Here is a 13,275-nt window from a genome sequence, read left to right as displayed (position 1 = left end):
GAGATCACAGAGAAAAACAGGAACAACTCTCTAGTCTTTCTCAGGGTTTGCCTTCTCTGTGTCCTCTGTGTCTCTGTGGTTCAAGAGGGGTTTCGCCACAGAGTCACAGAGATCACAGAGAAAAGCAGGAACAACTCTTCTGTCTTTCTCAGGGTTTTGCCTTCTCTGTGCCCTCTGTGTCTCTGTGGTTCAATAGGTTTTTTTGCCGAGAATGTTCTTTGCAAGAATTGAAATGCCGGACGCCGCTGTGATCAGCGGCGTTTGCTTTGGAGCCTGCCGTGTCTGAACCGACCTCCGCCGAACTTGCCCGTGCAGCCGAGCTGCGCGCCCCCCAGTTGCGAGAGTTGCTGAACCGCTATGCGCACGAGTATTACGTGCTGGATGCCCCCAGCGTTCCCGATGCCGAGTACGACCGGCTGTTTCAGGAGCTGGAGGCGCTGGAAAGCGCATATCCGCAGCTGAAAACCACCGATTCGCCCACCCTGCGCGTCGGTGGCAAGCCCTTGCCGCACTTCGAGCCGGTGACGCATGTCGTGCCCATGCTGTCGATCCGCACCGAAACCGACGTCACCGCCGCCGGCGCCGAGGCGTTTGACGCCAGCGTGCGCCGCGAGCTGGATCTCTTGCCGCTGGATCCGCCAGTCGAGTACGCCTGCGAGCTGAAGTTCGACGGCCTGGCGATCTCGCTGCGCTATGAAAACGGCGTGCTGGTGCAGGCCGCAACGCGCGGCGACGGCGCGACGGGTGAGGATGTGACGCAGAACATCCGCACCATCGGCCAGATTCCGCTGCGCCTCAATGGCGTCGCGCCCGCGGTGCTGGAGGTGCGCGGCGAGGTGTACATGCGCCGCGACGATTTCGCGGCGCTGAACGCGCGCCAGCTGGCAAAGGGCGAGAAAACCTACGTCAACCCGCGCAATACCGCCGCTGGCGCTGTGCGCCAGCTTGATCCCGCGATGACCGCGCAGCGGCCGCTGTCTTTCTTCGGGTATGGACTTGGAGCCATTGAGAGCTGGAGCAATCAGCCCGATACACATGCCGGTATTCTCGATGCGCTCGCGGATTTCGGCTTTCCGGTCTGCGACGTGCGCGCAGTGGTGCAGGGGCGCGCGGGCCTTGCCGCGTTTCACGACAAGGTGGCTGCGCTGCGCGAGACGCTGCCCTTCGACATCGATGGTGTCGTCTACAAGGTCAATGCGCTGGCGCTGCAGGCGCAACTGGGCTTTCGCACGCGCGAGCCGCGCTGGGCCGTCGCGCACAAATACCCGGCGCAGGAGGCGCTGACCACGGTCGAGGCGATCGACGTGCAGGTCGGCCGCACCGGCGCGCTGACGCCGGTCGCGCGGCTTGCGCCGGTCTTCGTCGGCGGTGTGACGGTCACCAACGCCACGCTGCACAACCAGGACGAGGTCGACCGCAAGGATGTGCGCGTCGGCGACACGGTGATCGTGCGCCGCGCCGGCGATGTGATTCCCGAGGTGGTGGGCGTGGTGCTGGAGCGCCGGCCGATGCTTGAGGTATCCGGTGCTGACCTATTTGATACAAGGGCTGTAGAGCAATACCCGCGTTATCGCCTGCCCGATGCCTGCCCGGTGTGCGGCTCGCACGTGATCCGCGAAGAGGGCGAGGCGGTGACGCGCTGCTCGGGCGGGCTGTTCTGCTCGGCGCAGCGCAAGGAGGCCGTGCGCCACTTCGCCGGCCGCCGCATGATGGACATTGAAGGCCTGGGCGAGCGCTACATCGACAATCTGGTCGAGCTCGATTACGTGAAGACGCTGGCCGATCTCTACCGGCTGAGCCTCGACGATTTTCTGGAAATGAAGCGGCAGGCCGACGAGCGCGACGGCACGGTGCCGGAAACGGTGAAGGCCGGGCAGGTGACGACGAAGTGGGCGGAAAACCTGCTCGCCGGCATCGCCGCCAGCAAGACGCCGCCGCTGAACCGCTTCCTTTTTGCGCTGGGCATCCGCCATGTCGGCGAATCAACGGCCAAGACGCTGGCCGACTGGCTGGGCAATCTGGCGCTGATCCGCCGCGCGCCGGCGCCGCTCTTGCGCCTCTTGCCCGATGTCGGCGCGACGGTGGCGGTGGCCATCGCCGATTTTTTCAGCGAATCGCACAACCAGCAGGTGATCGACGACTTGCTGGCGCTCGGCGTGGCGCCGCAGGGCGAGAAGGCGCCCAATCCGGCGCTGCGCGCCGAGCTGACCCCGGAAAAGCTGCTGGCCGCGCTCGATGTGCCCAAGCTCACCGCCGCGCGCGCCGCCGCGCTGGCGCAGGCGCTGCCGGACGGTCGTCTTGCCGCTTTGCGCGACTTCAGTGCCGGGCGCCTGCAGGATGCCGGCCTGACAGCCGATGGCGCGCAGGCCTTGCGCGGCTGGCTGGACGAGCATGGCGGCGCGCTTGAGCTGCTCGATGCCCTGTGCGCGGAGCTGCTGGCGCAACTGCCCGAAGCGGCTGTCCTGCCCGAGGGCGTGCTCAGCGGCAAGACGCTGGTGCTGACCGGCACGCTGCCGGGGCTGAGCCGCGACGAAGCGCAGGCGCTGATCGAGGCGGCCGGCGGCAAGGTCAGCGGCAGTGTCTCGAAAAAGACCGACTATGTGGTCGCCGGCGAGGCCGCCGGCAGCAAGCTGGCCAAGGCCGAGCAGCTTGGCGTGACGGTGCTCGACGAGGCGGGTTTGCGTGACTTGCTGGGTATGTCTTCTTGATCCTCTTCCATGAATGGTTGTGGCTCGATGGGTGTAATGGTATATGGCGTGTCGGATTTTTTTCCGGGGTTTGTTCATTTAATTGAACATCAAAAACCCGGTTCACCCTGTTGACTTTGCTGTTTAACGGGTTGAACATCCGCGCATGCGCAAATCCGAAGCCCTGCAACTGTTCGGCAACCAGACCCGCCTCGCCGAGGCGCTGGGTCTGGGGCGTTCCGCCGTGTCGCAGTGGCCCGACGAGCTGCCGCAGCGCCAGGCCGACCAGGTGCTGGGTGCGGCGCTCAGGCTGGGTTTGCTTAGCAATTCTTCCCATCTCCCCCGCTCGAATGTTGAGGACAGCAGCATGCAAAAGGTTCGCAAGGCCGTATTCCCCGTTGCCGGCATGGGCACGCGTTTCCTGCCCGCCACCAAGGCCAGCCCCAAGGAAATGATGCCGGTGGTCGACAAGCCGCTGATCCAGTACGCCGTCGAGGAAGCGCTGGCGGCCGGCATCACCGAGATGGTCTTCATCACCGGGCGCAACAAGCGCAGCATCGAGGACCACTTCGACAAGGCCTACGAGCTGGAAAACGAGCTGGAAGCCAAGGGCAAGGACAAGCTGCTGGAGATTCTGCGCGGCATCATCCCGAAATCGGTGACCTGCATCTACATCCGTCAGCCCGAAGCGCTGGGCCTGGGCCACGCCGTGCTGTGCGCCAAGCCCGTGGTCGGCGACGAGCCCTTCGCGGTGATCCTGGCCGACGACCTGATCGACGGCCCGGAAATGAAATACATGGTCGATGTCTTCAACGACACGCATTGCTCGGTGCTCGGCGTCGAGCAGGTGGCGAAGGAAGAAACCGGCTCCTACGGCATCGTCGAGGTGCAGGACGCGCCGGCCGGGCGGCTGCGCATCAACAACATCGTCGAAAAGCCCAAGCCCGAGGAGGCGCCGTCCAATCTGGCCGTGGTCGGCCGCTACATCCTCACGCCGCGCATCTTCCACCATCTGCAGCACGTGCAGCCGGGCAAGGGCGGCGAGATCCAGCTCACCGACGGCATTTTCGCGCTGATGCAGGAACAGCACATCCTCGCGCACCAGCTGCAGGGCGTGCGCTATGACTGCGGCTCCAAGCTCGGCTACCTGAAGGCAACCGTCGAGCTGGGCTGCAAGCATCCGGAAGTCGGCGAGGAGTTTGCCGCATACCTGAAGGCCACCTGCCCGCGCTGAGCGGGCTGCGGCCAGCCGCGGTCGATGGTGCAGGACAGGGGGGGCGGCCATCGGGTCGCCCTCGGTTTTTTGGCGGGTGTGGCGACGGCAGCGCCGAAGCGGCGCCAGCCTTGCTCCTGTCCTGCTTTTGCAATACCCTTTTTGACGATGAAAGCCGCGCCGCTGCTGGCTTTCGGCCCTGCTTGCGTCCTGGCGCCGGCGGCGGCCTGTGATCCACACATGCCTGCACGGAGAGGCCCGCACGGTGAGAGTTCTCGAATTTGGCAGCAAGGCGGGCACGCTGGCCTTGCTGCAAGGCCGCCTGCAATCGGCAAGTGTCTTGCCGCAGGAATCCTTCACGGTCGCCGACTGGCGCAGCCGTCCGGCCGCACTGCTGACGACGCTGCTGGCGCGCGCCTGGCCGCTGATGGCCGTACGCAGCAGCAGCCGCCGCGAGGATGCCGAGCATGCCTCGGCCGCCGGCCTCTTTGATTCCCGTCTGCATGTTGCGCCTGCGGCCTTGGCCGACGCCATCGAGGCGGTGATTGCGTCGATGGGCGGAGCCGCCGCGGCGGATGCCGACGAAGTCTTTGTCCAGCCCATGCTGGAAGGCGTGCGCTGCGCTGGCGTCGGCTTCGGCGTCGATCCGACGTCGAACGCGCCGTACTTCGTGATCAATTACGACGACAGCTCGGGCGCGACCGACAGTGTCACGTCCGGACGCTCGAACGAGCTGCGCACCTTCTACGCGCACCACCAGGCCATGACGCTGCCGGCGCCGCTTGATCGTGTCGCTGCGCTGCTGGGTGAGCTGCAGGCCCTGTTTGGCCGGGCGGCCATCGATATCGAATTCGCGCTGGGCGCCGATGATGTGCTCTATCTGCTGCAGGTGCGCCCGCTGATCGTGACGGCCGCTGCCGTCGACGCCGATGCGCACTGGCGGCGTGTCGGCCTGATCCGCGAGCGCATCGCGCAGGGACTGCGGCCGCAACCCTTCCTGTGCGGCGAGCGCACGGTGTTCGGCGTGATGCCGGACTGGAACCCCGCCGAAATCATCGGCATACGCCCGAAGCCCCTGGCGCTGTCGCTGTACCGCGAGCTGGTCACCGACATGATCTGGGCCTACCAGCGCAACAACTACGGCTACCGCAATCTGCGCAGCTTTCCGCTGATGCTGCATTTCCATGGCCTGCCCTACATCGACGTGCGCGTGAGCTTCAATTCCTTCATTCCGCGCGACATCGAAGGGGCGCTGGCCGACAAGCTGGTCAATTACTACATCGACCGCCTGCTGGCCGCGCCGAACCTGCACGACAAGGTCGAGTTCGAGATTGTTTTTTCCTGCTACACGCTCGATTTGCCGCAAAGGCTGAAAAAACTCGAAGAAGCCGGTTTCACCGCGGCCGAGTGCGAGCGGCTGGCCGACAGCCTGCGCGCGCTGACCAACCGCATCGTCGACAACGAAACGGGCCTGTGGCGCACCGACCGCGACAAGCTCGACGTGCTGGTGAAGCGCCGCGAAACGATACTGAGCGCCGACACCGACCCGGTGACGCGCATCTACTGGCTGCTGGAAGACTGCCGCCGCTACGGCACGCTGCCCTTTGCCGGGCTGGCGCGCGCCGGCTTCATTGCCGTGCAGTTGCTGCGCTCGCTGGTTGGCGTCGGCGTGCTCGACCACGCCGATTACGACGCCTTCCTCAATGGCCTCAATACCGTCAGCGGGCAGATGACACGCGATCTGGCCCAGCTCGATCGCACGACCTTCCTGGCGCGCTACGGCCACCTGCGTCCGGGTACCTACGACATCCTGTCGCCGCGCTACGACGAGGCGCCGGATCTGTACTTCGACTGGAGCAAGCCGGCCGCCGCTCCCAGGCAGGAGCACGGCCGCTTTGCGCTGTCGCTGGCGCAGATGCGCGCGATCAGCCAGCTGCTCGCCGAGCACGGGCTGGCGCACGACGTGGTCGGGCTCTTCGATTTCCTGCAGGCGGGGATCGAGCTGCGCGAGTACGCCAAGTTTGTTTTCACGCGCAATCTGTCCGACGCGCTGTCGCTGTTCCGCGAATACGGCCACAGCCTCGGTTTTTCGGCCGACGACATGGCCTATGCGAACATCCAGGTGATCAAGGAGCTGCATGCGGCGAGTGCCGACCCCGCCGAACTGATCGCCGCCAGCATTGCCGAGGGCAAGCGCCGCTATGCCGAGTGCTGCGAAATCGTGCTGCCACCACTGATCACCCGCGCCGATGACGCGCTGGCCTTTCACATGCCGCAGACCGAGCCCAATTTCATCACGCACCGCCAGGTGACCGGGCTGGTGGTGTCCTATCAGGATCGCGAGCGGCTGCGCGGCGCCATTGTCGCCATACCGAGCGCCGATCCCGGTTTTGACTGGATCTTTTCGCACGAGATTGCCGGCTTCATTACGGCCTATGGCGGCACCAACTCGCATATGGCGATTCGCGCCAACGAGCTCGGTCTGCCTGCGGTGATTGGCGCGGGCGAGGTGCTGTATCGCAAATGGGCGGCGGCCGAGCTGCTGCGCCTGGATTGCGCGAACCGCCGCGTCGAGATGCTGCGATGAAGATTGTTCTGCTCAGCCAGCGGGTCGATTGCCATTCCGAACTGGGCGAGCGGCGTGATGCACTCGACCAGCGTCTGGTTGCCTGGCTTGCTGAGGCAGGGTATCTGGCTGTACCCGTTCCTAATAATGAGTTGCTGATCGATACGCTATGGGGTTTCTGTGTGCCGCATGCAGTCGTGCTCAGTGGTGGCAATGATCTGGCCGTGCTGGGCGGTGATGCGCCGGAGCGCGACGCCGCCGAGCGACGCCTGCTGGCCCGGGCCATGTCCACAGGCATTCCGGTGTTCGCCATCTGCCGGGGCATGCAGTTCATGGTGGCCGAGCTGGGCGGGCAATTGCAGCGCGTGGCCGGCCATGTCGCCACGCGGCATGTGCTGCAGATTGATGGCTGCCGGCATGAGGTCAACAGCTACCACGAGTGGGGTTTGCTTGCTGCTCCGGAGGGCTTTGACGTGCTCGCCCGCGCCGACGACGGCGTGATCGAAATGGTGCGTCACCGCAGTCTGCCGCTGACCGGCATCATGTGGCATCCCGAGCGTGAGTTGCCATTCGCGGCGCTGGATCGTGTCGTGCTGGAGCGCGCGCTTGGCTGAGCTGCTGCAGGAAATGAGCGGGCTGGCGCGCGAGGCGGGCCGCGCCATCCTGGAGATCTACGGCGATCCGCAGTGCTGGCGCGTGCAGCACAAGACGGATGACACGCCGCTGACCGCTGCCGATCTGGCCGCGCATGCCGTCATCGCCGCCGCGCTGGCGCAGTCGGACTGGCCGCTGCTCTCCGAAGAGGCCGTCGTTCCCTACGAAGAGCGGCGCGACTGGCGCCGCTTCTGGCTGGTTGACCCGCTCGACGGCACGCGTGACTTCCTTGATCGCAACGACGAGTTCACGATCAATATCGCGCTGGTCGAGGACGGCCGGCCCGTCGCCGGCGTGCTGTACGCGCCGGCGCTCGACGAATTGTATGCGGGCCGGGTCGGTGGCGAGGCCTGGCTTGAGGTGGGGAGTGGGCGCCGCGATCTTGCCCTGCCGCGCGTGCGCACCGGCCATGTCTGCGCGGCCAGCCGCCATCACGACAGCGAACTGAGCGCCCGTTTTGTCGAAATGAATGGCTGGCGGGAGCGGCGCAGCGTCGGCTCCGCGCTGAAATTCGGCCGGCTCGCCGCAGGTGATCTCGACGTCTACCCGCGCTTTGGCCTGACCAGCGAGTGGGATACCGCGGCCGGCGAAGCGCTGCTGCTGGCCAGCGGCTGTGCGATGCTGGCCCTGCCCGGACTGGTTCCGCTGCGCTACAACACCCCATCGTTGCGCAATCCGCACTTCATCGCGACCGCGCCCCATATTGATCCGTTTTCCCTGGAGTACCCATGACCCGAGCCATCATTCTGGCCGCCGGCCGCGGCAGCCGCATGCGCGAGCTGACCGAGGCGCAGCCGAAATGCTTCAACATCCTGCATGGCCGCCGCCTGCTCGACTGGCAACTGGCCGCGCTGCGCGGCGCTGGCGTGCAGGACGTCGCGATCGTGCGCGGCTACTTGGCCGAATCCTTTGCCGAGCCGGTGCATTATTTTGAAAACCCGCGCTGGAGCGAAAGCAATATGGTGCGCACGCTGCTGGCGGCGGATGCATGGCTGTCCTCGGACGACTGCATCGTCAGCTACAGCGACATCGTTTACACAGCCACCACGGTGCGCGCGCTGGCGGGTGATGCCTCGCCGCTGGCGATCAGCTACGACCCGGCCTGGCTGCAATTGTGGTCACGCCGCTTTGCCGACCCGCTTGCCGATGCCGAGAGCTTCCGCCGCACTGCGGATGGCGCGCTGCTGACCATTGGCGAGCGTTGCGCAAGTGTCGATGAGATCGAAGGCCAGTACATGGGCCTGCTCAAGTTCACCCCGCAGGGCTGGGCCGCGGTGAAGGCGCTGCTGGCCGGCTTGAGCGACGCGGACGTCGACAGGCTGGACATGACCAGCCTCCTGCGCCGGCTGCTGGCAGCCGGCATCCGCATCGGCACCGTGGCCGTCATCGGCCCCTGGGGCGAAGTCGACGAGCCGGGTGATCTGGCGCTCTACCACACGCTGATTCCCGCTTCAGCACTCTGAATCCCCGAAGGAGTTGTCATGGCCCTGCATTTTCCCATTGCCCGCGTACGGGCAATCATGGCCCGCTACCCGCGCTCCAACGACGCACTGGAATGTGCTGCCGTGCAGCGTCTGGCGACCATCAGTCAGGAAGAGGCTGACCGGATATGGCCCGAGCTTGTTGCGCATGCGGTGCTGGAGCCGGCCCTGTTGCCGCTGCTGTGGCCGCTGCCTTGCAGGCAGTATCCGGAGCTGGTGCCGATGGTGCGGCATTTTGCCGAGCGGGCCTGGAGTCCCGCCCGTCATGCGGATACCGAAGCCGCAGGCATGAAATGGGTGATCGACCAGGGGGATAGTGCCAGAGCCGGCAGCCTGCTTAACGTTCTGCTGGATGAGTTGGGGGGGATGGATCTGGCGGCCGGCGAACATTGCCAGAACCTAGCCCGTTATTATGTTTGGCGCGATCTGGTGGTGACGCATCTGGTTGCACCGGAGCTGGTGCCCCTGCAGCTGCGCCTCTTTGGCCTGCTCGACATGCAGGCGCAGCAGTGGGGGCGTCCTTATGTGGCCGGTTATGCCTACCAGGGCTATGAACGGCTGGGCATCGCTGGTGCGAAGCCGACCCAGGAAAGACTGGAGGCCTATGGCTTCCTGCCCTGGCTCAGGCCGGACATGAGCGTGCTGGAGATCGGCTGCAACAATGGCTTCATGGCGCTGGAAATGGCGCGCTACGTACAGCAGGTCGATGCGATCGAGTACAACCCCTATCTGGTGGAGATCGGTCGTGTCGCTGGTGAGGCGCTGGGTCAGCGCAATGTTCACTTCGAGGTGGCCGACTTTGCCCTGTGGCGCCCGCGTCAGCGCTACCATGTCGTTCTGTCCTTTGCCAATCACTGCACGATTGATGGCAATCTGGCCATGGATTTCGAGGATTTCGTCGCCAAGCTGTGGCAGCTGACGCTGGAGGGGGGCCATGTGCTCTTCGAGAGCCATAATGTGTTCGGTCCCGGCGCCGGTACCGCCGGTGATGATGGCGATCTGGATCGCAAGTTCGATGTGGTCGAGCGCTACTTTGAGCTGCTGGACAGCAAGATGACCCGCTGTTTCGTGCCTGTCCATGATGTCGACAAGCTGTTTGTGGTATTGCGCCGCCGCCCGCAGATCCTGGCGCAGACGCAGCGGCGCATGCAGCTGGGTGAGGCTCGCCAGCGCTACGAGTTTGCCGGCTCGCCGTTTTCGGCCTGATCCGCTGCGGGCAGGCTCAGCAGCGCGAGGTGCTTGAGCACCGGGTGAATCACATAGTAGCTGTTCCCCTCGCCGGCCAGCTGTGCCTGCGGGTCGGGGAGCCTGCCCGTCGAGGCATGGTGTTCGATGACGTCGGCAAGCACCTCGGCGCGGATTGCCGTGTCGTACTGCAGGTCGACATCGGTGCCAAGGGGGGGCGCGGGAAAGTGCTTGCGCAGCAGTACCGGCCCGGTATCGATGTCGGTATCGAGCAGCAGCGCCGAGGCCGCACAGCGGCCTTCTTCGAGCAGGCTGTAGTAAACGGTCGTGCTGCCGCGAAAATCGGGCAGCCAGCCGCTGTGCACGTGCAGGATGGGAATGCCGGCACCTATCAGTTCCCGTCCGACGATCTGGCCGCCATAACCGGAAAAAATGATCAGTCCGGGCTGTTGCTGGCGAATGGCCGCCAGTACGGCCGGTGCGTTGATGTCGCGATCGGCAATGTGGCTGCTGGCAATGCCGGCGGCGGCCAGTGTGGCCGCGAGCGGTTCGCCCAGGTCGGGAAGCCGTATGCCGTTCAGCCAGGCTGCCGCTGGCGCAAGGGCTGCTGGCGCCGGAGCTTCTCCCAGCAGCAGTACGTGTCCCGGAGCCAGGCCACGGGACAGCAGGGTTTGCAGGTAAGCCTGCGAACGGGCCGAGTATGCGGCGATCATGAGCACGTCCGACAGTGTTTTCATGCCTGTGCCTCTTCGATGCCAAGCCGTGCTGCAAGCAGTGCCAGCCAGTGCGCTTCGGCATCAACAAGCCAGGCGAGCTGCTCGCGTTGCGCTGGGTTTAACCGGTCGCGGATGGAAATGAGGGTGTCAACGCACTTGAGCAGGGCGTTGAGAAATGGCAGTGCACCGTCTGCGCACCGCATCGCGGCACATAGCGCGGCGAAGCAGAGGTAATTGTCGATATTGTGGTAGCCGCTGTCGATGATGGCGCGTCCCTGTGCGTTGTAGCGTGCATAGAGGCGCTTGCTGACTTCAAAACGCTGGAGCAGTCGCTCCGCCAGGATTCTGGCGGAGCCCTGCAGGGGGGCTGCTGTGGCCTGATTGAGCAGGGCCGCCAGCAGCTCCGCGCAGGCATAGCCGTCGCTGGTGTCCGGCAGGGTCGTGCTGCCGTTTTGCGGGTGCGGCGCCTGCCGGCCTGCCACACCTGCCAGCGCCAGGGTGCGGCTGCTGCGCCAGGCGGCAAAGAAAGCGGCGCCGTGGTAGCTGCTGTAGAAATAGGTGTTGCGCTCTTCCAGCCGGTCTTGCTCGGCATAGGGGTAGGGGATGTTCACCGCAGGACCCCCGCATTGCTCAGAATGTCGCGAGCGAGTCCGGCGATGTCGGCTGGTTTGCCGGTATCAATGGTCATGTCGGGATGTTCCGGCTCGGGAAAAGGCAGGTCGACTCCCACCATGTCCTTCATTTCACCCGCCAGCGCTTTGGCGTACAAGCCCTTGGTGTCGCGTGCGATCAGCACGTCCATGCCCGGATTGAGATAAACCTCGTAATAGTCGCTGAATGTCTGGCGATTCTGTTCGCGCAGATCCGGAAAGATGGACAGGATGCTGCAAACCACATTGATGCCCTGTTGGTCGAGCCAGCGGCACAACTCGAGAATCCGCTCGGCATTCTGGCGACGTCCGGCGAGTGTGTAATCGGCTGGTGAATTGTCCTGGCGAAAAATGCGCCTGACTTCGTCTCCGTCGACCAGAACGGTATTGGGTGCCCGTACCTGCCACTGCTGCAGTACTGCGCGACCCAGTGTGGTTTTGCCAGAGCCGGAAAGCCCGATCAGCCAGATTACCATGAGGGCGCCCCCCGCCGCGCCAGATGGCCGGCATTACTGATGGCCAGAGCCGCGACCTGCGAGGCGTAGCCGAAGTGCGGAGCGAAAAAATACTGGCGCAGCCCGGCGCGAACCTCGGCCTGTGAATGCCACAACGCGGCATTGCCCAGTAGTTCGGCGATTGCCTGCGGTCTGTGGTGCGATACGGTCGGCATCAGCTGGCGCAGCAGTTGTTCCGGCGAATCGCTGCCGGTCAGTGAATCCGATTGTCCGTTGGGCAGATCCAGCAGCAGCAGATTGCGGTCAGTGTAAATGGCCCCAAATGACGAGCCGCCATAATCGGCCAGAATAAAGTCGGCAAGCTGAAAAAGTTCAACGTTATTGAAGGTATGGGTAAGGCAGTGCTTAATGCTGGCCAGTTTTGCCATTCGCAGCGGCTCGCTGGATACCGTGATCGGGTGTGGTTTTACGATGACGTTGTAATTGCCTTGCAGTTTGGCAATTTCATCGGCGAAATGATCAATCGAGCACAGTTCTTTCCAGGTGGGCAGCCAAACGACCGTGGGTTTGGCGGGGTCGCAGCCCAGCGCGCGCAGCCGCTCAGCCTTGTCGACCTTTTCATTGAAGTAGCGGTCAAACCGCGGATACCCCATTTGTACCTTGTGGGTCTGCTCGCAGAATTCGAGTTTTTCCGCCTGATAGGGCCCAAAGCAGAGAATTGCGTCGTAATGGCGATTCCAGTCCTGGAAATTCCATCCTGCCTTGCCATTTGCGTACATGAAGCGCAAATTGATCGTGCCCAGCATGCCTGGCGGAAATTTGGAATTGGCGATGCCAAGCTGATGGGGTAGAGTGCTGACCAGAATGTCGTAGCGCTGTTGCTGCTGCAATTTTTCGTGTGCGAATTGCCATGGTACCTTCAGCCGCTCGCAAGCGCTGACAATTTCCTCGACATCAGGCCGTGTGCTGGCTGAAATCACTGCTTCCACGCTGCCAGCTGGCATATGTGTCCAGACGCTGCTGTAATGGTTGAAGATTTCTGGCAAATGCAGTAGAAAACCGATGCGGTCAATTGTCTTGGGCATTTTGCTTTGTGAGGCGATGGTTGAAGTGGAGTAATGCTGTCATGCACGCATCATTAGAGTAACGCAAGATTTTCGAGTGTGCTGCAGTTTTTTCAGGTGATTGGTGCGTGATTTGAATTGGCTTTTTTGCGAGGAGTTTTATTGCATAACTTTCCCTAACAGGCTGTTGAAAAATCCATCTCTTCGAAGTAATGCCTTTCTACGGCTTTGTTGCACAACTCCCCTCATGTCCCAGTGGCACCGGTGAACTCTTGCCATGACCAATTCCGCCCCAGCTCAGTATAAGGCCACCAACTGGCGTGACTACAACGCCGCCCTCAAGGCGCGCAGCTCATTGCTGATCTGGCTTGAACCAATCATGCAATGGTGCGCGTCCACTACCAGCAAGGCTGGGCGTCAGCCCACTTTTTCCGACGCCGTGTTCCAGTTCTGCCTGTCGATCAAAGTGCTGTTCGGCGTAGCGCTGCGGTAGGTCATCGGCATGGTCGAAGGGCTGTCATCGTGCCATTACATAGCACAAGGCCAAAGCGATTATTCCGGTGCGAAAGAGTGGCCGGCTGTGGAAAGTAAAATCAAGTTGGCA

Annotated in this window: 11 protein-coding genes and 1 pseudogene; 8 read left to right on the top strand and 4 right to left on the bottom strand. The window is 63.5% G+C overall.

Translation table 11 applies throughout. The annotated features are described in order from the left end of the window. The first annotated feature begins 278 nt into the window (after positions 1-278). From ligA to C515_RS22255, 7 genes are all read left to right on the top strand, one after another. Positions 279-2,708 (top strand): NAD-dependent DNA ligase LigA, encoded by a 2,430-nt coding sequence (gene ligA / locus C515_RS0103470; RefSeq protein WP_028454396.1) that lies wholly within the window; start codon positions 279-281, stop codon positions 2,706-2,708. A 145-nt stretch (positions 2,709-2,853) separates the two neighbouring features. After that, positions 2,854-3,921: a UTP--glucose-1-phosphate uridylyltransferase GalU gene (galU, locus tag C515_RS0103465; protein WP_081686725.1), complete on the top strand. Its 1,068-nt coding sequence runs from the start codon at positions 2,854-2,856 to the stop codon at positions 3,919-3,921. Positions 3,922-4,165: 244 nt separating this feature from the next. Then, positions 4,166-6,487 (top strand): PEP-utilizing enzyme, encoded by a 2,322-nt coding sequence (locus tag C515_RS0103460; RefSeq protein WP_028454394.1) that lies wholly within the window; start codon positions 4,166-4,168, stop codon positions 6,485-6,487. After that, positions 6,484-7,080 carry a gamma-glutamyl-gamma-aminobutyrate hydrolase family protein gene (locus tag C515_RS0103455; RefSeq protein WP_043647929.1) on the top strand — a complete coding sequence of 199 codons (597 nt, stop codon included), beginning with the start codon at positions 6,484-6,486 and terminating at the stop codon, positions 7,078-7,080. The genes C515_RS0103460 and C515_RS0103455 overlap by 4 nt, the downstream gene beginning before the upstream one ends. After that, the gene (cysQ, locus tag C515_RS0103450) at positions 7,073-7,852 is read left to right on the top strand and encodes a 3'(2'),5'-bisphosphate nucleotidase CysQ (RefSeq protein WP_051304590.1); all 780 of its coding nucleotides are present in this window, start codon (positions 7,073-7,075) and stop codon (positions 7,850-7,852) included. Before C515_RS0103455 ends, cysQ begins: the two co-directional genes overlap by 8 nt. Continuing rightward, the gene (locus C515_RS0103445) at positions 7,849-8,583 is read left to right on the top strand and encodes a phosphocholine cytidylyltransferase family protein (protein ID WP_028454391.1); all 735 of its coding nucleotides are present in this window, start codon (positions 7,849-7,851) and stop codon (positions 8,581-8,583) included. The genes cysQ and C515_RS0103445 overlap by 4 nt, the downstream gene beginning before the upstream one ends. Positions 8,584-8,601: 18 nt before the next feature. Further along, entirely contained in the window at positions 8,602-9,807 is a 1,206-nt protein-coding gene (locus C515_RS22255; RefSeq protein ID WP_051304589.1) for a class I SAM-dependent methyltransferase, read from the top strand. Here the strand turns inward: C515_RS22255 and C515_RS0103435 are convergent. The 4 genes from C515_RS0103435 to C515_RS0103420 are packed head-to-tail and all read right to left on the bottom strand — an operon-like array spanning position 9,774 to position 12,692. Continuing rightward, complete coding sequence (locus tag C515_RS0103435; RefSeq protein ID WP_028454390.1) at positions 9,774-10,523, bottom strand: formyltransferase family protein; 750 nt, start codon at positions 10,521-10,523, stop codon at positions 9,774-9,776. The two genes, C515_RS22255 and C515_RS0103435, sit on opposite strands and share 34 nt — an antisense overlap. After that, positions 10,520-11,113, bottom strand: coding sequence for a hypothetical protein (locus tag C515_RS0103430; protein ID WP_028454389.1), 594 nt, complete (start codon positions 11,111-11,113; stop codon positions 10,520-10,522). Before C515_RS0103430 ends, C515_RS0103435 begins: the two co-directional genes overlap by 4 nt. After that, positions 11,110-11,628: an adenylyl-sulfate kinase gene (locus C515_RS0103425; RefSeq protein WP_028454388.1), complete on the bottom strand. Its 519-nt coding sequence runs from the start codon at positions 11,626-11,628 to the stop codon at positions 11,110-11,112. Before C515_RS0103425 ends, C515_RS0103430 begins: the two co-directional genes overlap by 4 nt. Further along, complete coding sequence (locus C515_RS0103420) at positions 11,622-12,692, bottom strand: CDP-glycerol glycerophosphotransferase family protein (protein ID WP_028454387.1); 1,071 nt, start codon at positions 12,690-12,692, stop codon at positions 11,622-11,624. The genes C515_RS0103425 and C515_RS0103420 overlap by 7 nt, the downstream gene beginning before the upstream one ends. 256 nt (positions 12,693-12,948) lie before the next feature. Between C515_RS0103420 and C515_RS0103415 the strand changes: the two are divergent. Further along, positions 12,949-13,161: pseudogene (locus C515_RS0103415) on the top strand (transposase); the annotation flags it as partial. Between the last annotated feature and the right edge of the window lie 114 nt (positions 13,162-13,275).

The organism is Chitinilyticum litopenaei DSM 21440 (assembly GCF_000428145.1).
GTDB classification, from domain to species: Bacteria; Pseudomonadota; Gammaproteobacteria; order Burkholderiales; family Chitinibacteraceae; genus Chitinilyticum; species Chitinilyticum litopenaei.
This window is presented reverse-complemented; position numbering and strand designations above follow the sequence as displayed.